At 59.4% G+C, this 24,141-nt stretch carries 20 protein-coding genes and 2 pseudogenes; 6 read left to right on the plus strand and 16 right to left on the minus strand.

All coding sequences use genetic code 11. The features are described 5' to 3' along the window. Window positions 1-151 precede the first annotated feature (151 nt). The 7 genes from ACIOWA_RS05295 to ACIOWA_RS05325 all read right to left on the minus strand — a co-directional run bounded on the left by ACIOWA_RS05295 (window position 152) and on the right by ACIOWA_RS05325 (window position 5,701). The gene (locus ACIOWA_RS05295) at window positions 152-1,141 is read right to left on the minus strand and encodes a FecR family protein (RefSeq protein ID WP_401158595.1); all 990 of its coding nucleotides are present in this window, start codon (window positions 1,139-1,141) and stop codon (window positions 152-154) included. Further along, a complete protein-coding gene (locus ACIOWA_RS05300) occupies window positions 1,138-1,704 on the minus strand; it encodes an RNA polymerase sigma factor (protein ID WP_401158597.1) in 567 nt (188 codons plus the stop codon). Before ACIOWA_RS05300 ends, ACIOWA_RS05295 begins: the two co-directional genes overlap by 4 nt. Before the next feature lies 1 nt (window position 1,705). Further along, window positions 1,706-2,032 carry a DUF3325 domain-containing protein gene (locus ACIOWA_RS05305; protein ID WP_401158599.1) on the minus strand — a complete coding sequence of 109 codons (327 nt, stop codon included), beginning with the start codon at window positions 2,030-2,032 and terminating at the stop codon, window positions 1,706-1,708. Continuing rightward, window positions 2,032-3,618, minus strand: a complete 1,587-nt coding sequence (locus ACIOWA_RS05310; protein ID WP_401158601.1) for a PepSY-associated TM helix domain-containing protein — start codon at window positions 3,616-3,618, stop codon at window positions 2,032-2,034. Before ACIOWA_RS05310 ends, ACIOWA_RS05305 begins: the two co-directional genes overlap by 1 nt. Continuing rightward, window positions 3,615-3,920: a DUF3649 domain-containing protein gene (locus ACIOWA_RS05315; protein ID WP_401158603.1), complete on the minus strand. Its 306-nt coding sequence runs from the start codon at window positions 3,918-3,920 to the stop codon at window positions 3,615-3,617. Before ACIOWA_RS05315 ends, ACIOWA_RS05310 begins: the two co-directional genes overlap by 4 nt. 226 nt (window positions 3,921-4,146) lie before the next feature. Then, window positions 4,147-4,554, minus strand: a complete 408-nt coding sequence (locus ACIOWA_RS05320; protein ID WP_401158605.1) for an HPF/RaiA family ribosome-associated protein — start codon at window positions 4,552-4,554, stop codon at window positions 4,147-4,149. 196 nt (window positions 4,555-4,750) lie between these two features. After that, on the minus strand, window positions 4,751-5,701 hold the full coding sequence (locus tag ACIOWA_RS05325; RefSeq protein WP_401158607.1) for a LysR substrate-binding domain-containing protein: 951 nt from the start codon (window positions 5,699-5,701) through the stop codon (window positions 4,751-4,753). Between the two features lie 135 nt (window positions 5,702-5,836). On the opposite strand from ACIOWA_RS05325, the gene ACIOWA_RS05330 reads away from it, so the two are divergent. Both ACIOWA_RS05330 and ACIOWA_RS05335 read left to right on the plus strand, forming a co-directional pair. Next, window positions 5,837-7,213, plus strand: a complete 1,377-nt coding sequence (locus ACIOWA_RS05330; RefSeq protein WP_339432044.1) for an L-serine ammonia-lyase — start codon at window positions 5,837-5,839, stop codon at window positions 7,211-7,213. 258 nt (window positions 7,214-7,471) lie between these two features. Beyond that, window positions 7,472-7,789: a DUF3509 domain-containing protein gene (locus ACIOWA_RS05335; RefSeq protein WP_221729982.1), complete on the plus strand. Its 318-nt coding sequence runs from the start codon at window positions 7,472-7,474 to the stop codon at window positions 7,787-7,789. On the opposite strand, the gene ACIOWA_RS05340 is transcribed toward ACIOWA_RS05335, so the two are convergent. Then, complete coding sequence (locus ACIOWA_RS05340) at window positions 7,786-8,286, minus strand: phosphate-starvation-inducible PsiE family protein (RefSeq protein ID WP_339432043.1); 501 nt, start codon at window positions 8,284-8,286, stop codon at window positions 7,786-7,788. The two genes, ACIOWA_RS05335 and ACIOWA_RS05340, sit on opposite strands and share 4 nt — an antisense overlap. Window positions 8,287-8,572: 286 nt before the next feature. On the opposite strand from ACIOWA_RS05340, the pseudogene ACIOWA_RS05345 reads away from it, so the two are divergent. Further along, window positions 8,573-8,827 (plus strand): annotated as a pseudogene (locus ACIOWA_RS05345) (YebG family protein); the annotation flags it as partial. Window positions 8,828-8,972: 145 nt separating this feature from the next. On the opposite strand, the gene ACIOWA_RS05350 reads toward ACIOWA_RS05345, so the two are convergent. Next, window positions 8,973-9,992: a Glu/Leu/Phe/Val dehydrogenase dimerization domain-containing protein gene (locus ACIOWA_RS05350; protein WP_401158610.1), complete on the minus strand. Its 1,020-nt coding sequence runs from the start codon at window positions 9,990-9,992 to the stop codon at window positions 8,973-8,975. Window positions 9,993-10,177: 185 nt separating this feature from the next. Between ACIOWA_RS05350 and ACIOWA_RS05355 the strand changes: the two genes are divergently transcribed. After that, window positions 10,178-10,981 carry a SirB1 family protein gene (locus tag ACIOWA_RS05355; RefSeq protein WP_401158612.1) on the plus strand — a complete coding sequence of 268 codons (804 nt, stop codon included), beginning with the start codon at window positions 10,178-10,180 and terminating at the stop codon, window positions 10,979-10,981. Between the two features lie 99 nt (window positions 10,982-11,080). Here ACIOWA_RS05355 and maiA read toward each other — a convergent pair whose 3' ends face one another. Genes maiA through hmgA form a run of 3 tightly spaced genes read right to left on the minus strand, consistent with a single transcriptional unit; the run spans window position 11,081 to window position 14,341 of the window. Next, window positions 11,081-11,716, minus strand: coding sequence for a maleylacetoacetate isomerase (gene maiA, locus ACIOWA_RS05360; RefSeq protein WP_339432040.1), 636 nt, complete (start codon window positions 11,714-11,716; stop codon window positions 11,081-11,083). A gap of 12 nt (window positions 11,717-11,728) precedes the next feature. Then, window positions 11,729-13,033, minus strand: coding sequence for a fumarylacetoacetase (gene fahA / locus ACIOWA_RS05365; protein ID WP_339507927.1), 1,305 nt, complete (start codon window positions 13,031-13,033; stop codon window positions 11,729-11,731). A gap of 3 nt (window positions 13,034-13,036) precedes the next feature. Beyond that, window positions 13,037-14,341 (minus strand): homogentisate 1,2-dioxygenase, encoded by a 1,305-nt coding sequence (hmgA, locus tag ACIOWA_RS05370; RefSeq protein ID WP_401158616.1) that lies wholly within the window; start codon window positions 14,339-14,341, stop codon window positions 13,037-13,039. A 163-nt stretch (window positions 14,342-14,504) separates the two neighbouring features. On the opposite strand from hmgA, the gene ACIOWA_RS05375 reads away from it, so the two are divergent. Next, on the plus strand, window positions 14,505-15,302 hold the full coding sequence (locus ACIOWA_RS05375) for an IclR family transcriptional regulator (RefSeq protein WP_339432037.1): 798 nt from the start codon (window positions 14,505-14,507) through the stop codon (window positions 15,300-15,302). A 7-nt stretch (window positions 15,303-15,309) separates the two neighbouring features. Here the strand turns inward: ACIOWA_RS05375 and ACIOWA_RS05380 are convergent, their stop codons facing one another. From ACIOWA_RS05380 to ACIOWA_RS05395, 4 genes are all read right to left on the minus strand, one after another. Then, the gene (locus ACIOWA_RS05380; RefSeq protein WP_401158618.1) at window positions 15,310-17,703 is read right to left on the minus strand and encodes a dermonecrotic toxin domain-containing protein; all 2,394 of its coding nucleotides are present in this window, start codon (window positions 17,701-17,703) and stop codon (window positions 15,310-15,312) included. Between the two features lie 175 nt (window positions 17,704-17,878). After that, complete coding sequence (locus tag ACIOWA_RS05385) at window positions 17,879-20,437, minus strand: LuxR C-terminal-related transcriptional regulator (RefSeq protein ID WP_401158620.1); 2,559 nt, start codon at window positions 20,435-20,437, stop codon at window positions 17,879-17,881. A gap of 139 nt (window positions 20,438-20,576) precedes the next feature. Beyond that, on the minus strand, window positions 20,577-21,944 hold the full coding sequence (locus ACIOWA_RS05390; RefSeq protein WP_339494763.1) for a DUF1329 domain-containing protein: 1,368 nt from the start codon (window positions 21,942-21,944) through the stop codon (window positions 20,577-20,579). A 23-nt stretch (window positions 21,945-21,967) separates the two neighbouring features. Continuing rightward, window positions 21,968-23,761, minus strand: a complete 1,794-nt coding sequence (locus ACIOWA_RS05395) for a DUF1302 domain-containing protein (RefSeq protein WP_339465826.1) — start codon at window positions 23,759-23,761, stop codon at window positions 21,968-21,970. 246 nt (window positions 23,762-24,007) lie between these two features. On the opposite strand from ACIOWA_RS05395, the pseudogene ACIOWA_RS05400 reads away from it, so the two are divergent. Beyond that, window positions 24,008-24,141, plus strand: a pseudogene (locus ACIOWA_RS05400) (IS256 family transposase); the annotation flags it as partial.

A 24,141-nucleotide genomic window follows, 5' to 3' on the forward strand; every position in this document is an offset into this window, starting at 1 on the left:
AGTCACTACACGGATGGGGCTCGGGTTTACCTCACCACAATTTTGAAAATATTTTTGGAGGATGTGCCGACGCCTTCGGAAGCCCCCTCCCCCAAGTGCACCACATTTCAAATTGTGGGAAGGGGGCTTGCTCCCGAAGAGGCCAGTGACCTCAACGCACAATGATCAGCTGCCCGAGCACCTGATGCTGCTCAAACCCCAACACCGATTGCAGCGAACTCAGCACAGCCTGCGCATCCCTGCTCGGAAAACTGCCACTGACCTTGCGCGCCGCCAGTTCATCGTTGAGCAACACAATTCGTCCGGGGTAATAGCGACGCAGATCCGCCACCACATCGCCCAGCGTCGACTTGTAATAAGTCAGCCAGCCCTGACGCCAGGCAAGCTGCGCCTCGCTGTCGACGGCGTGGAGTTTTTGCGCAGCACCTTCACCGTAGGCCACTTGCTGGCCGGCCGTAAGAATCTGCTGCTCGCCATCGCGATCTGCCGTCACCCCGACCCGCCCGGACAACACCGTGACCTGCGCGCCATGGGGTTGCAGACGCACTTCAAATTGCGTGCCGAGCACCCGCGCCTCGCCCTTGCGGGCCTCGACCACAAACGGCTCGCCAGTGTGCGTGACGCTGAAAAAACCGGCACCGCGACGCAATTGCACATGACGCTCGCCATGGCTGAAGTCCACCGCGATGGCGCTGTCGGCATCGAGGGTCACTTGAGATTGATCGGCCAGGGTCACGGTGCGAATCTCACCGGGCGCCGAGACATAGTCAGCGCCCAGATCATCGAACCAGCGCTGCGGCTGCCACCCCGTACCGAGGCTGACCATCAACAGCAGGCACGCGGCCATCGCCAAAGCCCCGCCCCCACGCAAAAGCAGCGAACGGCGCGGGCGATCCATCGCATTGAGGTAGCCCTGTAGCGCCAACGCCTGCTCATCGGCCAATGTTCGCGCGGGGCCTTCGCTCAATTCCCAGACCACTTGCGCCTGCGCATAGGCCTCGGCGTGGGCGGGATCAGCGCGCAGCCATTGGCTGAACGTGAGTTGATCGCCAGCGCTAGGCCGATCATGCAACAGGCTCAGCCAGGCAAACGCTGCCTGTTCCTGCGCAAGGGTCGGGATGACGGGGTCTGAAGGATTCACGGTGCTTTCCCTGGCAGGCGTGGCGCGGGTTCGCGCAGGCTGGCCTTGCAGGCCTCGAGGGCGCGCATCATATGTTTTTCGACGGCACTTTGGGACAGGCCCATGGCTTTGGCGATTTGCGCGTACTTGCGCCCGTGAATGCGATTGAGCAAAAAGATTTGCCGGGTGCGCTCGGGCAAGGCGCGCAACGCCGCTTCGACATGGCGCAGATCATTGCCCGCTTCTAGCGCGGCTTGCGGTTCGCTGCCACGGCTGTCCGGCTCTTCAGGTTGCCAGCCCTCGTTGACGCGCACCCGCGTGCCTTCACTGCGCAGATGGTCAATGGCAATGTTGCCGGCGCAGCGCAACAGGTAGGTGCTGAGTTCTTCCACCTGCACCAGCGGACGCCGCCAGAAACGCAGAAACAGATCCTGAACCAGGTCGGCCGCCGTCGCCCGGCAACCGACACGGCGAGTGACCAGCGCTTCCATTTGCGGGCGCTGGGAGAGGAACACCTGAAGAAAATGTGCACGCGCCCCACGCGGCTCGTCGTCGCGCGATTCCGGGGGCAGACCGATCAGCACGTCAGCCCTGCGTCCATGCGGCAACCGGACTGGCCAACAGGCTCATCCCGGCCAGCGCCATTGCCAGTCGCGGTCGATACGGCAGCAACAGGACCAGCGTCAACGCACTGATCATCAACACCGCGACCCAGTCGACCAGACCGAAACTCCAGCCGTTGGCCGTCACCGCCGCCCAGAACGATACACACAACAGCAACCCTCCCGCCAGCAGCAGGCCACGACGGCGTCGGGCAGAGGGTTTGTGGCCGAGCAGTTCATCGTGATGTCGAGGCATCGACAGGCAAAGCGCCGTGAACCCGGCGTAACACAGCAACAGCGCCAGCAGCATCAGTTCGCCCCTTGTTCAAGCGTGATCGGTCGAAGCGTTTCGCGGCGCGTTTTTTTAACGCTGGCGGTGTTGCCGGCGCGCTGCATTTTCCATGCGGCCCAAGCCAGGAAGAAACCGGCGGCGAGACACGTCAGATCAAACCCGGCCATTGCCCAATCGCCCTGCCTCAGCGTTACGCCGAGATTCCACGGCGTGGTCAGCGCATTGATCAGCGGCACCGCCATAAACAGTGCAGCCCCCAGCACGAGCTGATCGATCCATGCCTTGCGCCCGACACGCAATAGCGCATGCGCCACGCTCAACCCCCAAGCGATGAAAAACGCATTCACTTCCCAATCTGCCCGCCCGGTCAGTGCCACTGGCAACAGCCGATTGGCCAGAAAGTACACCGCAACCGCCGTCAGCAACCCGGCCATGCTGGCAACGTTCAGCACTTCAACCAGCCGCAACTCGAACGGCATTACACCGCTTTTGGCGTGTTTGAGCTGGCGCTTGCCGAGCCAGATCACCAGCCCAGTGCCGATCATCGCCGTGCCGGCCAAACCACAAATGAAATACAGCCAGCGCAGCACCGGCCCGGCAAAATGGCCCATGTGCAAACCATAGAAAGTGCCGCTCACCGCCATCGCCACGGGTTGCGCCGGTGTGCGCCCGAGCATTTTTCCGGTAACGCCATTGAAGGTCACTGCGCTGCCGAAATCGTGCACCACTCGGTCACCGGCGCGCGACAGCACCACCGAGGCATGTTCATCACCGGGATGATTCACCGTTAGCCGCGTGGTGTGGCCACCGGACCATTGCGCATTGGCCTTGGCCAACAAGGGTGCCAGCGGTGCCAGTGCAGCAGGGACATTGGCCCGTTCCGGCGCCTTCGAGGCGGGAAACACCTCATCGTAAAACGACCGCACGTCGCCGCCGTAAGAAGCCAGAATGCTCGCCGGCATGACCATCGACATGAAAATCACCAGGCTGCTGTAAGTGATCATCAAGTGAAACGGCAACACCAGCACGCCCACGGCGTTATGCCCGTCGAGCCAGGAACGCTGGCCCTTGCGCGGGCGAAAGGTGAAGAAGTCTTTGAAGATTTTCTTGTGGGTGATGATCCCGGTGACCAACGCGACCAACATCACCATCGCGGCGATCGTCGCCAGCCAGCGGCCCCACGGGTATGGCATGTGTAGCTGGAAGTGGAAACGGTAGAAGAACTCGCCGCCCATGCTTTCGCGGCCCAGCACTTCGGTGCCGGTTTGCGCGTCGAGGGTTTTGGATTCGAAGCGGCCGCGCTCGCCAGGCTTCGCAGGTGCCTGCTGCCAGCGCACGGTCAGGCCGGGATCGCGAGCATCGGGCAAGTCGATCAACCAACGTGAGGCGCCCGCGGCGTGTTGTTGCAGATATTCCTGGGCCAGGCTCAGGCTGGCCTCGGCATTGATTGGCCGCGCGGGGATTTCCGGCTGCATCCAGTGACTGATTTCATCTTTGAAATAAGCCAGGCTTCCCGTCAGAAAAATCGCGAACAACAGCCAGCCGAACAGCAGTCCGGCCCACGTGTGCAGCCAGGCCATGGCCTGACGAAAACCCTCTTTCATGCAAAACCCAACCCACGTGCCGCGCCGCAAATGGTCGCCAGAATCACGCTCGGCACCAGCAAGCCAACCCACGCCGACCACGCCGTGCGACAGGCAAAACACCAGAGCACAGCGACCAGATACACCAGAAACGAGAGGGTCATGCCGGTGACCACGGCTTCAGCACGGCCCAGTGGCAGCCACATCGTCAAGGTCACGCTGGCCAGCGCCGCAACCAGATAGCCGCCGAACACCGCCGCCAACACCCGTGAGGTAACGGCCAGACGATAGGACATGGGGAGAGTGGCAAGTTTGCCTTTCATGTTTCGACCCTGAAACGGAAAACGCTCGGCCGACAAGCCGAACCAACAGGCGAGCAATACTAATGATAAATATTCTCATACGCAAAAGCATCTGATTGCCGGCGCAGGGTTTTACCCGTTCAATTGGCAAGCCGGGCCGTGGCTTGCCTTGGCAAAATGCGCTGAAAACAAAACGGGCCTGCTTTCGCAGGCCCGTCTTCTGGGGATGGCTTAAAAAATCAGCGTATCAACTGTTGATCGCTGCCTGTTCATTCTCAAGAAATTCTTCCTCCAGCAACCGGTCATTCGCCTTGCCTTCAAAGGGCAAGATGGCGGCGCGTGGTTTGCCCCGCAGTTTGCCGAAAAGGTGGTCCAGCGCATGCTCCAGTTTTTCGGCTGCACCATCGATCGCTTGGTCCAGCGTATCGGCTTTGTGGGTGACGGAAATCGGTTGATGGCCTTTTGGCCGCGCCTCCAGTTGGCAGCGCATGTCATGGGGACCAGGTTTGTCACCGTTCTCGTCGCTCAGATGGACTTCGACACGGGTCAGGTCTTCTTCATAACGGTCGAGCGTGCTCTCAATGGTTGTACGTACCCACTCCTCCAGTCGTTTACTGCTTTGAATATGGTTATCGCTGTTGACTTGGATTTGCATAGTTCATCCCTTATTTCAGCTAGCTCGCAAGAGGCCTTGATCAGGATTTCGTGCCCCCTTGATTACAACAATCGGCCCGACTGACGAACATTTCAACCCCTGAAAAAAGATAAATATTCATTCGCAAAAAAAGCCGGACAACCGAGCAAGTCACTGGTAATGTCGGGAGTTGGGTCGACTCGTCATCCTGCAAGATTTACTCACAATTGCCCTCGTTCAACGGGTGCAAACTGCGAAAAATCCCCGCCTCCTCCACCAGCCAATCGTGCACTGCACGCACGCCAGGATGGCTCAACGCCCCCGGCGCATACAGCAACATGTAACGTTTGTGATTGGGCACCGACAGCCCGAACGGCACCATCAACGTGCCCCGCTCCAGCTCATCGTTGAGCAGCGTGCGCCGGGCAATCGCCACCCCCATACCGGCGATGGCCGCTTCGATGGTCAGGTGGTTGCGATTGAAGGTATGCCCTCGTCGCACGTCAGCGCCCTCGAAGCCGATCGCGTTCAAATAAAACTCCCATTCCGCATATTCATAACTGCCGCGCCAGGCGGTGATGTCGTGCAGCAATGGAAAATGCACCAGATCCGCCGGCCCATGCAGCGGCGGACGCCCGCGCAGCAGGCTCGGCGCGCACACCGGGAAAATCTGCTCATCGAGCAAGGCTGTGGATAACAATCCCGGGTAACTGCCGTCGTTCAGATCGATCGCCAGATCGAAATCGCCCTCGTGCAGCGGCACACTGCTGTCTTCAGCCACCAGCCGCAACTGGATGTCCGGGTATCGTTGCTGCAAGCGTGGCAGGCGCGGCGTCAGCCATTTGCTGAGGAACGACGGAATCGAACGCAGCCGCAAAACCCCACTGATCATCCCCGCATCCAGGCGCCGCAATTCGGCGTCGATGCTGCCGTAGGCCTCGTTGACCGTCATCGCCAACCGCTGCCCTTCGGCGCTCAGTTCCACCCCTCGCGCACGACGATGAAACAAACGCAAACCAAGACGCTCCTCCAGTTGACGAATCTGCTGGCTGACCGCCCCCGGCGTGATGTGCAGTTCTTCTGCACAGCGAGTGAAGGACAGGTGCCGCGCGGCACAGGAAAACACCTGCAGCCAGACGTAAGTCTGGGCATGCAATTGACGACTCATCGTTTAGTCCTGCTAAAGGCTGTCTTAGGAAATTTCGTTGGTCACACAAGACCGAGGTAGGCAGTATCGCCGACCTTGCGCTTGGCCTACAAAAAATGGCAGCGATTCCTACACCATTGCTTGTAAGGCTTTAGCATGGCTATCAGTGTTTTCGATCTATTCAAAGTCGGCATCGGCCCGTCCAGTTCCCACACCGTCGGCCCGATGCGCGCTGCTGCAACCTTCACTCAGGCACTGATCGACGAGCATTGGCTCAACGATGTGCAACGCGTGGAAATCCGCTTGTACGGTTCGTTGTCCGCCACAGGCGTCGGCCACGCCACCGACCGCGCCACGGTCATGGGCCTGATGGGCGAGTGGCCAGACAGCATCGATCCGTCGACCATCGACCCGCGCATCCAGCAACTGCGCGAGACCGGCCAACTGTCCCTCGCCGGCCAGCGGTCAATTGCCTTCAACTGGCAACGCGATCTCCTGCTGCTCGACGAGAGCCTGCCCTACCATCCCAACGCCATGTCCCTGACAGCCTTTGGCGAAAGCGCTGCACTGTTTACGCAAACGTACTACTCGGTCGGTGGCGGTTTCATCATCGAAGCGGCAGAAGCCGAATCCGGCGTGGCGCCGGCCAGCGACGTGGTATTGCCGTACGACTTTTCCAGCGCCGCCGAACTGTTGTCGCTGTGCAAGCAGCACAACCTGCGGGTTTTCGAGCTGATGATGGCCAATGAACGGGCCTGGCGCAGCGACACCGAAATTCGTCAGGGCCTGCTGCACATCTGGTCGGTGATGCGCGAATGCGTCGAACAAGGCCTGCGCCACGAAGGCCTGTTGCCCGGCGGTCTCAATGTGCCGCGCCGCGCGGCAAAACTGCACCGTAGTCTGTTGGAAATCGGCAAACCGAATGTCATCAGCTCGACGCTGTCGGCGATGGAGTGGGTCAACCTGTTCGCCCTCGCCGTCAACGAAGAAAACGCCGCGGGCGGGCGCATGGTTACCGCACCGACCAACGGCGCCGCCGGGATCATTCCTGCGGTTCTGCACTACTACATGAAATTCAACCCGGACGCGTCCGACGATGACGTCGTCGTTTTCTTCCTGAGCGCCGCCGCTGTCGGCATTTTGTGTAAAAAAAACGCCTCGATTTCCGGCGCCGAAGTCGGCTGTCAGGGCGAGGTCGGTTCCGCCTGCGCGATGGCCGCTGCCGGCCTGGCCGACGTGCTCGGCGCCACCCCGGAGCAACTGGAGAACGCCGCCGAGATCGGCCTCGAACACAACCTGGGCCTGACCTGCGATCCGGTCGGCGGGCTGGTGCAAGTGCCCTGTATCGAGCGCAACGCCATCGCCGCAGTCAAGGCGATCAACGCCACGCAAATGGCCCTGCGCGGTGACGGCAACCACTTCATTTCCCTCGACCGGGTGATCCGCACCATGCGCGATACCGGCGCCGACATGCACGACAAATACAAAGAGACTTCACGGGGTGGCCTGGCGGTGAACTGGGTGGAATGCTGATCAGCCTGACTGCACTGTCAGCGATCATCGACGCGTTCCTGCCCTGAAACAGGACGTCAATGAACAAGGCGAGCCCATGGCTCGCCTTGTTTTTGTCCGTGTTCATTGTTCGACAATTATTCCGGCATAGCCCTTGCTACAGCACTTGCATAAAGCGATATGGCGAAATGGCCACGGAATGGCCGGTGGTCTGGATGGGCGAACCAACCCGATCGCGGCCGGTCAACAACTGCACGTTCAATCAGGCGGTGACGCATCATGGACAATCCTTTTCAGATCATTACCGATGCCTTCGCGCCGGACTATCAGATCAACCTGAGCATTCAGGGCCTGGATGGCAGCATCATGCTGACCCTGTCCAACAGCGGCCGCATCGTGGCCAAACGCATGATCAGCACCGAACAACGCAACGACCCCAAGCGCCTCAAGCGTCTGGTGCAAAGCATCCAGTTCGGCATCGCCATCGAACAAGGCCACAGTGCCATGGCGATCCTTGAAGCGATGACCAGCGGCGACGGCCTGACCCCGCCACCGCAGCGAATCAGCGGTGAGCCTCGGCAGGCTGCCGGGCTTTAAAGCTCGCCCTTCTCGATCTCAGGGTGTTCACCGGAACCTGCTCCGAGCTTGCGTTGCGGCTTGTCGATTTTCACCGAAGGAAATTGCGACGAGGCGTAACGCACCACCAGAATCGAAAACGCCAGCAGGAGAATCCCGCCGCACAGGTAGATGATGCCCATGTCCGGAGGGTTGTGGTGCGAGACGTTGGAGATCAGCAGACGGGTCAGTGCGGTGATCGCCACGTAGATCAGAAAGCGCACCGGCATGTGGTTGGTCTTGAAGTAAATCCCGACCATCGCGCCCAGTTCCAGATAGATGAACAGCAACAGAATGTCATCAATCTTGATATGCCCCTCTTCGAGCATCCCGAGAAACTCCATCACCGCCGCCCACGCCGTCACCGCCCCGATGGCGAACAGCGCCAGGTAGTGGAAAGTTTCGACGAACAGGTTGCCCAGGGACTCGGCCAGTTGATGCACGTTTTGCCGCAGTTTCTCGGCCCAGTTGATTTTCACGATGATGTTCCTTAGCCCGATTCGAGCGGATGATGCGTGTTGGACATGACGTTTTTCTGCATGCTTTGGGTTTCATGCAGAAAAGAGGCCACGCCATCATGGCGAGGTGCCACGAAGCGCGCGCCGTGGCGTTTCGTCGCAGTGCCTGCGCAAGGCTGACAAACCCTGAATTCGGTCTACATTGAAAAGCCACTACCCATGGCGCAGGGATTCGCTTATCCTTTTCGCTGTATATGGATACAGTAGTCGTGAAGACAACTTAACGTGAAGGCATGTGAGGTGGTGAATGGCCGTCGAAGTGGTATACCGCAGCAGCCGAGATCTGGAGCGTTTGTTCATGGATAAAGCCGAAGCTGACCGTCATGACAAAATGCTCGAACTGGCCGAATATCTGGCCGATGTGTTGCAAAAAGCCGTTCCGTCCATGACTGAGCAGCAAGTGGAAGAAGCCGGGATCTACATGGCGAAGAACCGCGATGTGTTCGCCCGGGCGTTCAAGAACCAGCCTGATGCACTCTCGGAGCTGATCAATGCACCGGCTGAGCCGGTCGAGAAGGCCGAGGCAGAGGAATCTGCCGAAGCGCCGTTGAAACCGGCAAAAGCGGTGAAAGCTGCGAAGTAATCAATGCCCGAATTGAATAGGCCCTGAGTCGAATGGCTCAGGGCCTTTTTCATGCCGATGAAACTCAGCGATACAACACTTTCTCCGCCAACTCATCGGCCACCCTCGCCGGTGAGCGTTTTTCCGCCTGGGCATGGGCAAACACTTCAGTCAGCCGCGAGCTGATCTTCGACAGATGCGCAGTGATCGTCGGCAACTCTTCGCCGCGATGCTTCAGTGAAACGTAGATCAGGCCGCCGGCATTGATCACGTAATCGGGGGCATACAGAATCCCGCGCCGCTCCAGTTGATCGGCCACGTCCAGATGCGTCAGCTGATTATTCGCCGATCCCGCCACTGCCGAGCAACGCAGTTGCGTGACCGTGTGACTGTTGAGCACACCGCCCAGCCCACACGGCGCCAGAATGTCGCAAGGCGTGCAGAGCAGCGCATCGTTGGCGATTGGATGGGCGTTGAGTTGCTCCATCGCCAGTTGCACCTTGCCGTGGTCGATGTCGCTGACCAGCAGTTCGGCGCCCGCCGCGTGAAGTTGCTCGGCCAGTGCGTAACCGACATTGCCCAAGCCCTGAATCGCAACGCGCAGACCTTCGAGGTTATCGCAGCCCAATCGCGCCATGGCGGTGGCACGAATCCCGGCGAACACGCCCATTGCCGCGTGTGGGGCCGGGTCGCCGGCCGAGGTGGTGCTGGTGACGTGTTGGGTCTGCTGGGCGATGCAATCCATGTCCGCCACGCAAGTGCCACTGTCGATGGCGGTGATGTAGCGACCGTCGAGTTGATCAATGCAGCGGCCGAAGGCTTCAAATAACGTCCCGCGATTTTCCACATGCACCGGGCGCACGATCACCGCCACGCCTCCGCCCTGCGGCAGCCCGGCCAGCGCAGCTTTGTAGCTCATGCCCTGAGCGAGACGAATGGCGTCCTCAACGGCTGATTCGTCATTGGGATAGGCAAGATAACGACATCCGCCAAGGGCTGGCCCGAGGCGACTGTTATGGATGGCAATGACCGCCTTCAACCCGGAGACCGGATCAACGCTCAGGTGCAGCGATTCCAGGCGAGTGCTTTGCATGAGCGCAAACATCGTTGGGCTCCCGAATCACTTCTTGTAGAACGCCAGTATAGGCTTGCGCCCGAAAATTGCTGCAGCGCACCGGAATAAGCACCCACGCTGACACTGGATTTGCGGCATAACCCCAGATTGGCGCAGCCAGGCACTGGACGAATGGCATGGACGGGGCTAAAACGGGGCATTACCCGGAGATCCTGATGAGTGCGCGCCAACGTTTTTTCGAGTGTCTGCAACGTTCACCGCCTGCCCTGTTCGAGGCCGCGCTGTGGATCGCGGCCGAACACGATAAAACGGTCAATCCCGAGGCGCTTATGCAGGACTTCAAGGAGTTGCAGCAGCGGGTCAGCTATGGCTTGCCGATGCTGCCGGTCAGCGAACTGGCACAGCCGCTATTACGGCGGATGACAGAGCTAGGCTTCGCTCAGGACGACTTCCTCCCGCTGCGCCCACAAGCCGCGTTGTTGCACAAAGTGCTGCAAACCCGACGCGGCCAGCCTTTGGTGTTGGCGTTGATTGCCCTGGAACTGGCGCGCGCGCTGGAAATTCCACTGGCCGGGGTCAACTTTCCCGGGCACTTCCTGCTCCGGGTACCCGGGGCCGACCACTTGCTTGACCCCTGCGGGGGGCGACGCCTGTACCCCAACGACTGTCGAGAACTGTTGCAGCGCCAATACGGCCCGAACATGAAGCTCAACGCAGACCATCTGCTGACTGCAACGCCGGTGCAGATGCTTCAACGCCTGTCACGTAACCTGCGCCAGTTGTACCTGTCTCACGATGACTTTATCGCGGCCCTGATCGACGCCGAACGCGTGCTTGAACTGGGCGACGCCAACGCCGCCGATTACCTGGCCCGCGCCAGTCTCTATCAGCGGCTCGACTGCCCGAATGCCGAACGCTTCGATCTGGAGCATGCGCTACTGCTCAGTGATGACCCGATTCAGCGCTTGCGCCTGACCGAACGGCTCGGGCATCTCCCGCCCAATTCCATAGTCCACTGATCCCTTGTGCGAGCGGGCTTGCTCGCGAATGCGCTGTATCAGTCAAAATCTCTGTGTCTGACACGGTGCTTTCGCGAGCAAGCCCGCTCCCACAGGAATTTACGGTGTATCTGGCTGGTTGGCGGGATGCGCCTTGATGAACGCCGGATGTTCAGCGGCCAATGCCGCCACGCGGCGAATCCGCGGATAAGCCTGCAGCGAAACATTGAACCGCTGCGCGGCATACAACTGCGGGATCAGGTAGACGTCCGCCAAGCATGGCCACTCACCGAAACAGAAACCGCTGTCACCGATCAACTGTTCCACCGTCGCCAGCCCCTGCCCGATCCAGTGACTGATCCACTCCACCACCTGCGGCTCATCGTGCCCCAACTGACGCAGACGATTGAGCACGCTGACGTTGTGCAGCGGGTGCACATCGCACCCGATCACCGCCGCCACGCCGCGCACATGCGCACGGGTAGCAAGGTCTTCGGGCAGCAGAGGCATCTGTGGATAACGCTCTTCCAGATACTCGATGATCGCCGGCGACTGAATCAGCAGTTCGCCTTCGTCAGTACGCAACGCCGGCACCCGCCCCTGCGGATTGATCGCCAGATACGCCGCTTGCCGATGTTCGCCACCGGACGGTGCAATCAGGTTGACCGGCAGTGCCTGATAATCAAGCCCCTTGAGCGCGAGCGCGATCCGCACCCGATACGACGAGGTCGAACGGTAATAGGTATAGAGATCCATGAGCCGCTCCTGTCAGCGCGCCGCCAGCACTTTGCCGCGGCACTCGCCAAAACCGATGGAAGCAAAACCGTCACGGGCACAACGCGCACGCAGGATGATTTCGTCGCCATCCTCAAGAAATTTGCGCACTTCGCCGGACGCCAGTTCTATCGGCTTTTTGCCGCCCTCGGTGATTTCCAGCAGGCTGCCGAACTGACCGTTTTCCGGCCCGGACAAGGTGCCCGAACCGAACAGATCACCGGCCTGCAACTGGCAGCCGTTGACGCTGTGGTGCGCGACCATTTGCGCGACGGTCCAGTACATGTAGCGTGTGTTGCTCAGGGTCAGGCGATGGGCTGGCAGATTCTGCTCGCGCATTTTCTCGGTGAGCAGCAGCACTTCCAGTTCGATGTCGAAGGCGCCTCCCTCCTGATCACGCTTGTCCAACAGGTACGGCAGCGGCTGCGGATCACCTTCAGGACGCGCCGGTTGCGCAGTACGGAATGGCGCCAGCGCTTCGGCCGTCACCACCCACGGCGAGACGCTGGTGATGAAGCTCTTGGACAGGAAAGGGCCCAGCGGCTGATATTCCCAGGCCTGAATGTCACGCGCCGACCAGTCATTGAGCAGACAGAAACCGGCGATGTGCTCAGCGGCATCACCGATGGCAATCGAGTCGCCCATCTCATTGCCCTGACCGACCCAGATACCCAGTTCCAGTTCATAGTCCAGGCGAGCGCACGGGCCAAAAGTCGGTTCGGTCTGACCGGCGGGCAGCGTCTGGCCTTTGGGGCGACGCACGTCGGTGCCGGAGGCGCGCACCGTCGAGGCGCGACCGTGGTAGCCGATCGGTACGTGCTTGTAGTTGGGCAGCAGAGGGTTGTCGGGGCGGAACAGTTTGCCGACGTTCTGCGCGTGTTCGATGCCGACGTAGAAGTCGGTGTAGTCGCTGATGCGCGCCGGCAGATGCATCTGGCAGTCCACGGCCAAAGGCAGCAGTGTTGCCCCTTGGGCTTCGATGTTGCCGCGCTCGGTGCTGCCCTCTGCAAACAATTCAAGCAGACGCTGGCGCAGCGCAGTGCGAGCCGGGCGACCGAGTTCGAAGAACGCATTGAGCAAACCGCCCTTCATGGCTTCGACGGCACTGCGCGCTGCGCCGTCGAACAGACCGGCTTCAAGCGCCACTTGCAGATCGAAGACGTGATCGCCAATCGCTACGCCAGCGCGCGGCGCCGAACCGTCGACACTGAACACGCCGAGCGGCAGGTTCTGCAGAGGAAAATCAGCGTGGTCGTTGGCCGACGCCACCCAACTGCGGGTGATGGAATTCTGAGTCATGGGTTATCTCCGGGTCGGGTCGAACGTGGCGGGCAGTGTGGCCCAGCAGGCGTCGTAATGGGGTTGCAGTTGTGGGCAGTCGAGGGCGAAGCGGCTTGGGCGAAGCACCTGACTGGTCTCGAACATGAAGGCCATGGTGTTGTCGATTTTCGCCGGTTTGAGGTCGGCGTTGATGGCCTTGGTGCAGGTCTCACCGTCCGGGCCGTGGGCGCTCATGCAGCTGTGCAGCGAGGCGCCGCCAGGCACAAAGCCTTCAGCCTTGGCGTCGTATTCGCCCTGGATCAGGCCCATGAATTCATTCATCAGGTTGCGGTGAAACCACGGCGGACGGAAGGTGTTCTCGGCCACCATCCAGCGCGGCGGGAAGATCACGAAGTCGAGGTTGGCCAGACCGTGCACGCTGGTCGGCGAGGTCAGTACGGTGAAGATCGACGGATCCGGGTGATCGAAACTGACCGTGCCGATGGTGTTGAAGCGGCGCAGATCATATTTGTACGGCACGTTGTTGCCATGCCAGGCGACCACATTCAACGGCGAATGATTGAGCTCGGTGGCCCACAACTGCCCTAGGAACTTCTGCACCAGGGTGGTCGGTTGTTGAAGGTTTTCGTAAGCGGCGACCGGGGTCAGGAAATCCCGCGGGTTGGCCAGGCCATTGCTACCGATCGGCCCCAGATCCGGCAGGCGCAGCGGCGCGCCGTGGTTCTCGGCGATGTAGCCGCGTGCTTGCGGATCGAGCAGTTCGACGCGAAATTTCAAACCGCGTGGCAGCACGGCGATTTCCAGCGGTGCCACTTCCAGCACACCCAGTTCGGTGGCTATGCGCAGACGACCGAGTTGCGGCACCAGCAGCAGTTCGCCGTCGGCGTTGAAGAACACACGCTCCATCGAGCGGTTGGCGGTGTAGTGGTAGATGCTGATGCCAGCGGGTTTATCGGCGCCGGCGTTGGCGGCCATGTTCACCTGACCGTCGATGAAATCGGTCGGCTCGCTGGGGATATCCAGCGGGTTCCAGCGCAGACGATTGGGGGTCACCTCGCCCAACGGCCCGCCAGCCAGTTGCCGTTCAAGTTTGACGAACGCCGGGTGATTGGCCGATGGCTGAATTCGGTACATCCAGGTACGCCGGGCTTCACTGCGGGTCATGGTGAACGCGGTACCGGAAAACAATTCGGTGTAGAGACCGTACGGGGCTTTTTGCGGGGAGTTCTGGCCGACGGGCAGCGCATCGGGCAACGCTTGAGTGCTGAATTCGTTGCCGAAACCGGACTGATAAGCCAGCGTCGACACGGTTGAATCGAGGTTCATGGAGCCTCCTGAACAGGGAGTCGGCATGGCCCATCGCTCTGGCTCAGAGGTTTCGGCACGCCGGGGTTGTTTTTATCGTAATTCGATTACGCATAACGTAATTTGCTCGCTATCCAGCGTCAAGCTATAAAGACGCCCATTCGTTCCGGAACCCGGCAGCATCATGGAAAAAACCAGCGACAGTCACGGCAAACAGAAAGTCCGCTCCGCCGAAGTCGGCACCGACATCCTCAAGGCCCTGGCCGAGTTGTCGCCCGCCACTTCCTTGTCGCGCCTGGCCGAGCACGTACAAATGCCCGCAAGCAAGGTGCACCGCTACCTGCAAGCGTTGATCGCCTCGGGATTTGCCGAACAGAACCCCGCCACCAACCATTACGGCCTCGGCCGCGAAGCGCTGCGCGTGGGTCTGGCCGCACTCAACAGTATGGACGTGCTGAAAGTTGCGGCCCTGCCATTGGCCCAATTGCGCGACGAACTCAACGAAACCTGTTTCCTCGCGGTGTGGGGTAATCAGGGGGCCACTGTGGTGCACATCGAGCCGGCGGTGCGTGCGGTGACGGTGGTGACGCAATTGGGTTCAGTGCTGCCGCTGCTCAGCTCTTCGACGGGGTTGGTGTTCAGCGCCTACTTGCCCCATCGGGAAGTTGACGAATTGCGCGAGCAGGAAATCGCCGTCGCCGATCATCCTTTAAAAGACGAGCACGCCTACACGACGTTGTGTGAGCAGATCCGCGAACGTGGTTTGCATCATGTGCATGGCTTGCTGATGCCGGGGGTGGATGCCTTGTCGGCCCCGGTATTCAACGCTGTCGGACAGATCGCCGCCGTGATCACCATCGTCGGCCCGACCTCACTGTTTCACGCCGACGAAAACGGCCCGGCGGCGCAGCGCTTGCTGGCTGCGACGCGGGCCGTGAGTTGGCGAATGGGGTTCGACGCAGCGGCGCCGCCGGTTCGCTAACAGGGGGTTACAGCAATACGGTTTTGCTGTCCCCCGCTGGCTCCTCCTGGAGAATTTCTTCAATTATCGCCAAAAGACGTTCATGGCCGAGGGTCTGGCCGGTCGCCGATCCAATCAGGCCGACGATTGCCTTGCCGTCACCCATGAGTTGAATCAGCGTCTTCTGCGCCTTGGTTGCTTCCTTGCCTCCAGGAATCAAAGACGCCAGGTCCAGTAGAGCTTCCTTGAAACTGTTGAAGGCCGTTTCTCGATCGCCATATCGGTAGGACTCGGCGCCTTCCAGTACGTTTTTGGTGATTTGCACCACGGACAGCGCGAATCCAACGGGCGGTATTACCAAACTGACGACACTCGCAGCCAACGCCACCGAGTCATAGGCCAATTTGCCAATGATTTCGTTCAGGCTGGTGGTTTGCGCGTCAATATCAGCAATGATCCGTTCAATACGTTCGTTATAACTCGCGCGCAACGACAGCACGCGGCTGTTGAGCTCAAGCACGGGAAGTTTTTCAGAAACATTGTTGAATTCAATGTTATTGATGAACGTCCCCATGATCCGTTGATCGACGTACTTGACCCTGTCGTAGAAATACTGACCCAGCCCGTGTTCCTTGATCGCCTCGAAAAAACCGCTCAACGGTCGCAAGTAGACGCCGTCCGGCGCGTCAGGCGTATAAAGAATTTCACTGACTTTGCCGCCCTGTACCAGCCTGAAAACATACACGCCCTCAACCAGACACCGTTTTACGTGAAACTTGAAGACTGCACTGAACTGCACGGTCGAAGGCACTTCTCCGAAAGGCGGAAAAGAGGCAGGCGTTCCTTTATCGAAGTTCAGGATCAACGTGCGCAATTGCTCAGCCAACGTGAGGGTGATAGCACCGGCATAAAAACTCGACAACACCGAGCGTTGCATTTCAACCTGTCGAGACTTGAAGTGAACGTCTTTCTTGAATTCATAATCGGGGTGTTGTCTGTTTAAATAATCGGCACGCAACATGGCGATGTACTTCTCTCCCGGACGCAACGTTCTCGACCAACTGGCCAGTTGACGTATGTCCAGGTCGGGCAGTGCTGGATGCTTCGCGCCTACACGAAAGCGCGGATAAATCCCAATCACTTCGCCGCCACGATCATGGGCATAAAACTGCGTTTCCTTGATGATCAACCGGGTGAGCGTAATCGTCTCGTTTTCACTCAGATCAAGGAGGATCTCGTCCGGGTTTACCTGCACCGTTTTTCCAAAGGTCTTTAAAAGATCTTCGATCCGTTGCTTGATCAAGTCGTAACAGAAGCGCTCATAGGTCAGGATGCCCGCTTCGCGAGTGCCGATGGTGTAGAGCGCTTTCAACTCCGTATTCAAGCGGGCAAACGACTGGCGCATTTCATCAGGGGCGCTTCGATAGGCGGCAGGATGGGCGAGCGTTTCCTGTGCCAGGTCCCAGGCGATCTGATGGAAGATTACCTCGACAAGAATGCCTTCCGGTGCGTCCGGCCATTCGGAAAACGTTACCCCTTTCCAGGCACTCGGTAGCTGCCGCAGCGTGGCCACGTATTTGGCCAGTGGCGCCCTTTCCGCAGGTTGAGTTTGCGCCGCCAGATAGCTCTGCCCTTCGGCTGTTCTCACCCAGCCAGCCACATGAAATTCAAGTTCACGACTGTTGGGAAATTGATACCAGTCACGCTCGTCCGGCGAACCTGGGGCGTACAAGACGCAGTTGCCGTGGGGATTGGCCTTTTGCTGGAAAACCATCAGATCGCGGAAACCGAACCGGAAGCCATTCATCACGAAGGCCGATGCCGAAATACTCCGGTCTCCTTGCATAAAGCGTTCGACCATTGCCATGTTTGGCTGATTGAGATGCCCCTGCACGGCAGCGCAAAAAGTGCTGTAGGCGATGCGCGCCCCCAAGACCTGCAGAAGTGCCATCTGCACGTCGTAATCGTTAAAGGCTTTACGGCGCGTGTCCCAGAAATCCGAGCGGATGTTGACAGACGCCAGCCAGTTTTCTACGCGCACAGGTGTCAAGCCGGAAGGAACCGGCCCTTCAAAAGCCATCTCGAAGCGTTGATTGCGATCATGTACGCCGAACAGCGCCAGTTCCACAAACGTGCGCTTGTCTTCCTGAACCAGGGTGCGCGCTCCGACCTTGATGGTATAGCGACAGGTGACCTTGATAGTTTCAGGATCAACCGAAACACCCAATGCACTATTGATCCACTCTTTACTTCGCGCAGCAGCATAGGCTTTCAGCGATGCTGCCTTATCCAGAAACTGGTCACGCCGGGTTTCCTCAGCGCGCACTTGCTGTAGCAAATGGTCATGACGCTGCTTATTTTGTTCACTGGCACCTGACAGCCATGCGGGTCGAACTTCTGAAAAGCCATTGATAACGCTCATACCTAACTCCTTGGTCCACGATCAAGAAATGACATTGCGCCACTTCGATTGCGAGCAAGTTATCGAATATAAACAGCGAACAAAATCCAACAGCCGTTACTGCAAGTTTTCAAACGTCATAAAACATCTCAGACAAACGCCAAAATAAATAATCCTCCATTTGACTGTCACAAATTCAACTTAGATCGAGACCCAACAGCTTTGCACTTGCCACCGCTTGAGTTCTTCGTTCGACACCCAACTTTCCGTGTATACGCCTGGCATGAGTCTTTACGGTATGTAGCGAAATAAACAGTTCATCTGCAATCTGTTGATTGGAATAGCCTTTGGCGATCAGTCGTAAAACTTCAAGTTCTCGCTGGCTCAGCACGCCGTAGTTGCTTAATGTCTGCGCGGCTGCATCTTCAGCGATCTTGTTATTCAGTGCCTGCAACACGTTCGGCTGGCGCAATTCCAGTTCACGCAACGCCTGGTGCAGGCCGTGATGAGCAACCAATTCAAGGCCCTGCTGCAAATAGTGTTGCGCGCCGGCCTGATCGCACTGCAGAAAGGCAACTTCGGCCAACGCCAGGAGCAAGTCAGTTTCGAGGGCGACCATTCTGCACTGCTTCGCGTCCGCCAATAACTGCTGAAGGCGGATGATCGGATTATTGGCGATGCGCAGACCCGTTTGCGCCAGGATCAGCAGGTATTCAACCCGTGGAATCAACTCGATGGTCGCCGGCGGTGCCTGCAATGCACCGGCCCCTTGATAGTGACGCAGCAGACGCGCCATCGCCTCGTTGGCCAGTTCGGCACGCCCTTGCTGAAGCCACAACAGACTGCTGATCTGCAACAACACCCCACGATAGACAGTCTCCGGAATCTGCCGCTGCTGCATCAGCCGCTGTGCATCGCGCAACCAGACAAATGCGCCTTCAAAATCCGCCTGATTGGCCGCCAGTTGTGCCTGCCCCAGATAGCCATACAAGACCCGCTTGTCATGGTTGCGCTTGCAATCGTCGAGGCCGGACTGAAAAAAAGCGGCCGCCAGGGCATCCTGCCCCTGACTGAGAGCCAGACGCCCCCGACGCAGTGCAATCCTGCCCAATAGCGGGGTCGGTCGATCCGGTCGTCTGCCGAGCAGAGCGTGCACTGCGGCCAACAGACATTCGGCCCGCGCCGCCGCGCCACGCTGCTCCAGTATTTGTGCATGATCGAGCTCAAGCAGCGCCTCGAAAACCAGCGAATTTTGCGCCCGCGCCAGACACAGCGCCTGCCGATTGTGGGCGTAGGCCACATCCAGCGCCCCTCTCAAGAGCGCCTGTTGCGTCACCCCCGACAAACACATCACCCGCGCCATCCAGTGGTCGTCGTCGAGCGAATCCAGCGCCTCGGAAAAATGACCCTGAGCGCAAGTCATCTGCCCTTCCAGATGCAGCAGCCAGCCATTCAAGGTTTGCCAGCGCGCAATCAGTTGCCGCTCGAGCGTGGCCGAAGGCTGTGGCATGAACCTCGCCAGGTGCGCGATGCACTGCGTGGCCTGTTCGAACCGGCCGGCAAACAACAGCGCTGCGCTGATCAGCCCGACCAACTGCGGTGATCCCAAGGTCAATCCTTCGCCCTGAGATTCATGCAGGCGCAACAACAGCACCACCGTTTGCTCTTCAAAAAGATGCTCGAAGTTGAAATGCTGCAACAGGCTCACTGCCGTTTCGAATTCCTCGGCAAGCAACGCCTGCTCGAAAGCCGAACGCCAATCACCGGTAGCGGCGAACCATTGGCACGCCCGACGATGCCATGAACGAGACGCGGGCCAATGTTCATCGCGCATCACCTGCGCCAAAGGCGCGAATATCTGTAGCCACTGCGACGATTCATTCCATGGCTCGATAAAGCAACCCAGCGTTTGCAGCGTTCGCAGGTAATCAGCCCCCTCACCGGCACCGAACAAGTGTTCACACAGTTCAGCGTTGAAACGCGGCAAATTCGCCAGTACCCGCCAGACTTCCGCCAGCTCCGGCGTCAAACCGCTGAACAGTTCGTGCTGCAGATAATCAAGCAAGGTTTCCACACGTTGCTGCGGTTGGGTGCTTTGCGACCAGTCGCATTTTTGCAGCAACGTCATTCGCACTCCGGCGCACCAGCCACCGGTGCGATGAACAATCCGTCCAGCCACATTGGCGGCCTGCTCGGCTGACAAGTGTTTCAGTGCCTGGGCGATCTCGTCCTGGGTCAGCGCCAGCGTCGGGCTTTCGCATTCATACAATTCGTCGTCCAGCAACAGCCGCGGCCAGTTGCATTGCGGACGCCGGCGAGAGCCGATCCACCAGGTCAATGCGGGGCTGCTGATTGTCAGCAAACGGTCGAGCAAGGCATCGAGTGACGGATCCGGCAAACGGCTGTAATCGTCGATGAACAGCCAGGTTGGTGCCTCCCAATGAGTCAATGCCGCGATCAGACCAGCCTCATCCGTGTCGGTCAGGCCCAGCGCTGCAGTCAATCGATGGCACATCTCGCCGTTGCTCAATTGCGCACCTGCCAGTGGCAACCAGAGCACCTTATACGTCGCGGGCGCCTGAAGCAGGCATTCGGTAAGCAGCGCACTTTTTCCGCTACCGGGGGGCGCACAGATCAGCCTGACCCGCGCCATCGACTCAAGCAGTGGTTCGCTCAATCGCAAACGTGGCTGGTGATGGGAAGACAGTCTGGGCAGGAAACCGGGGCGTTCCAGACACGGCGTCATGGCGGTCATCGGGTGAGCCTTCTTATTGTTTTGCAGCCACCCTAGCCCTCTGCTGTCAGCTTGTTGATAAATATTCAGCGCGCTGATTGGCAGCCATAAAAAAGGCGACCGTGCGGTCGCCTTTTGTACAGCCGTTGTATCACAAACGTTACCGCACACCCGCTGCGCGCAGGGCCGATGGTGTGTAGTCGGCAGCCTTGGCCTCGAAGCCGAATTCGAAGCTGTGTTTCTCTTCGTTCTTCATCCCCAGGGCAATGTACCGGCCGGCAATGATGTCGTAGAGCGCTTCCAGAGTGTAGGCCTGCGTCTGGTGATCGTAGTAGTACTGAGCGTGACCTTCGGCGACCCGCCACAGTTGGCCGCGACCGTCGTAATGGTCAGCGAGCGCCACCTGCCAACTGTCCTCATCGATGTACATGTGGCGCTTGGCGTAGATGTGCCGCTCGTTCGGTTTGACCGTACCGATCACCTCCCACACGCGATGCAGTTCATAGCGGGTCAGATCCTGATTGATGTGGCCAGCCTTGACGATGTCGTCGTACTTGAGTTTCGGCGAATCGAGCTTGTAGCTGTTGTACGGAATGTACATTTCCTTCTTGCCCACCAGTTTCCAGTCGTAACGATCCGGAGCGCCGGAGAACATGTCGAAGTTGTCCGAGGTGCGCAGACCGTCCGCGGCGGTGCCCGGCCCGTCATAGGCCACTTGCGGCGCGCGGCGTACCCGACGCTGACCGGCGTTGTAGACCCACGCCAGACGCGGCTCCTTCACCTGATCGAGCGTCTCGTGAACCAGCAGCACGTTGCCGGCCAGACGTGCCGGCGCGGTGACTGACTGCTTGAAAAAGGTCAGGACGTTGGCGGCTTTTTCCGGGTCGAGATCTTTCATCAGTTGCGGCACGGCGATCTCTTCTTCGAAGCGGATCGGCGTGTAGCTGCCGTTGGTCTGTGGTGTGACCTGAGTGATGATCCGGCGCAGATTCCCGCCGTGGTAACGGGTGATGTGGTTCCACAACACTTCAACGCCGTTCTTCGGAATCGGGAAGGCGTAGTAGCGGTTGCCGGTGAAATTGGCCAGGCCGTTGCCGTCATTGATCGTGGTCACGTTCAGCGCACTGCGTTTGGCCGACTCATAGATCTCAGGCGGTACGGCGACGGTACGGTGGGTGGGGTAAACCGGGATCTTGTAGGTTTGCGGGTAACGCTTGAACATCGCCACCTGACCGTCCGAGAGCTTGTCCTTGTACTGGTCGACATTGGCGGCGGTGATGGTGAACAACGGTTTTTCATTGGCAAACGGGTCAGCCAGGAACCCTTTGCTGTCGACCGCCCCGGCGTTTTTCGGGATGCCACCGGTCCATGCCGGAATCGAGCCATCGGCGTTACCGGCCTTCTCGGCGCCCAGCGGCGTGAGGCTGGTGCCAAGCTTGTTGGCTTCTTGCGGTGACACTGCCGCCATCACGTTGGCCGCCAGCAGGCTCAGGGCCAGGACACCACATTGCAGAATCATTTTGCGCATTGCATTCATCCTTCTCGGGCAGATCAGAAGTTCACGCCGAAACTCAGGGCGACGAAGTCACGGTCTTCGAGGACGTTGTAATCGCCGCCGAAGAAATCGGTGTAACTGAGGCTCGCGGTGTAGGTGTTGCGGTAGTCGGCATCGACGCCGACGCTGATCGCTTTGGCGCCTTCGTTGAACAGGCCATTGGGGCCGTAACCGGCGACGTCATGCGACCACGACAGGTTCGGCTTGAGGTTGACCCCGCCAATCACGTTGGCGTAATCGAGGATGGCCCGGGCGCGGTAGCCCCACGAAGTCGACGTGACGAAGCCATCGGTGTCACCGCCGAAACCGTATTGGCCGTACACCGAGTCGCGGCCGTAACGCAGCTTGCTGCGCGACTCCAGACCGCCGACCCGCACCACCGCTGCTTCACCGACGACGGTCAGGCGCTGGGCCCCTAATACCTGATCGAAGAAGTGCGTGAGGGTGCTCTGGATCTGGGTGATTTCCTTGCGACGATAGCCCTTGTTGTCAGCACCGGGCGAAGTCGCCAGTGGCGAAGCAGCGCCCCCGGCAATCGGGTTGAGCAACGCCAGGGTCAGGTCGTTGGTGTTGACCTGCACCGGCGCGTTTGGCCGGTAGCTGATCTCGCCGGTCCACGCGGTGCCGGTGGGCAGTGTGGTAGAGAAACTGGCGCCGTACAGACGAATGTCTTCCGGATATTCGAGGTAATACTGACCGCGTCCCAACATCACGCTTTGCGCCAGTCCCGAGCCGCTGCCGGGGGCCAGACCATTGGCGATGCCGACCATGCCCGGCAACGCGGCAAGCGTCGAACGCCCGGCCGTGGTGGTGCCCACCGTCGGCGTGCGGCTGTGGTAGTTCATGAAATAGAGACCGTATTCGGTGTCGTCGCCGAGCCAGCGCAACGCCGTGCCCCACTGCCCCGAATCCCGTGCATCGCGGTCGCCGCCCCGGGGCACCACGACGCCTTCGCGAGTCACCTCAATGCCTTGACCGAAGGCCGTGGTCAACGGCACAAACGGCGCAATCGCCGGGCTGCCGACGGTATACCCGTTGTTGCAACCGTCCGCCGCCACATCGACGCCGAAGAACGTACCGCAGTTGTCGAGAACGGTCTGGTCCCATTCCAGTTGGTAGAAACCTTCGACAGAGAGCTTGTCCGTCAGGCTTTGCGAGCCGAACAGCATGTTCACCGGGATCAGACCTTCCTTGATCTCGGCGCCAGGACGCCGAAACGCCGACACGTCGATCGGGTTGATGCTGTTGATCGAGTTGCCGATGAAGGTACTTTCGCCCCAGCTCACCACTTGCTTGCCTGCACGCACGGTGCCCGGCAAGTCAGCGATGGCGTAGTTGTGATAGACGAACGCATCGAGAATCTGCGCGCCGGAAGACTTCGCGCCCTCCTTGCGCCCCTTGTCGCTGATCTGTTTGAACTCGCGGTCTTCATCCTTGAGTTCGAAGTCGTACCAGTATTTGCCACGCACAAACACCCCGGTGTCGCCGTACTTCAGTTCGAGGTCGTGAATGCCTTTGAAGATTTTCGAAAAGGTTTCGCCCTTTTTGAAATTCAGGCGTCCGTCATCACCCGTCGAAGATTGCCCGGTACCACCATTGACCGTGCCGACCAGCGACTTGTCGGCATCGCGCATGCCCCAGCTCGCACCGACCGACAGTGACGAGTCGAAGGTGCCCTCGATTTCCCCGATGTTGAATGAAACCGCGTGCGCCTGGGCGCAGCAGCCCATAGCCACCGCGGCTGCCAGCGCCTGCGGTGTGAAGATGGCGCGCATTGTTCTTGTTTTCATGCGTCTTCCCCGGTGAGTGACAGAAGGCCCCACCCTACTGCCGGTTGACCGGGTCGATAAGCGCACCAAGGAGGTATTCGCGTTGTCGCTCGAAAGGATGAATGCCCCGGTGGGATGCGCCTTTGCGCGGGCCATGAGTGCGCTGGATAGTCGAACATCATTGCAGCGCATGGTGCATGTGGTACGGGGCAGACGAGATTGTCAGAAATTTTGTGTTCGGGCATAACATGTTGAAAAGGAGCATGTATGCCGACCAAAAAGAAACCGGCCTCGGAGGCCAAACCCCAGTTTCCTTCGATCCCGAAAGAGCTGATTGATCAGTTCGTTAAAGGCCCAATGAGCGCCGAAGCGATTCAGGATGCGTCGATGGCGTTCAAAAA

The sequence above is a fragment of the Pseudomonas sp. NPDC087614 genome (genome assembly GCF_044743485.1).
Taxonomy (GTDB): Bacteria; Pseudomonadota; Gammaproteobacteria; order Pseudomonadales; family Pseudomonadaceae; genus Aquipseudomonas; species Aquipseudomonas baetica_A.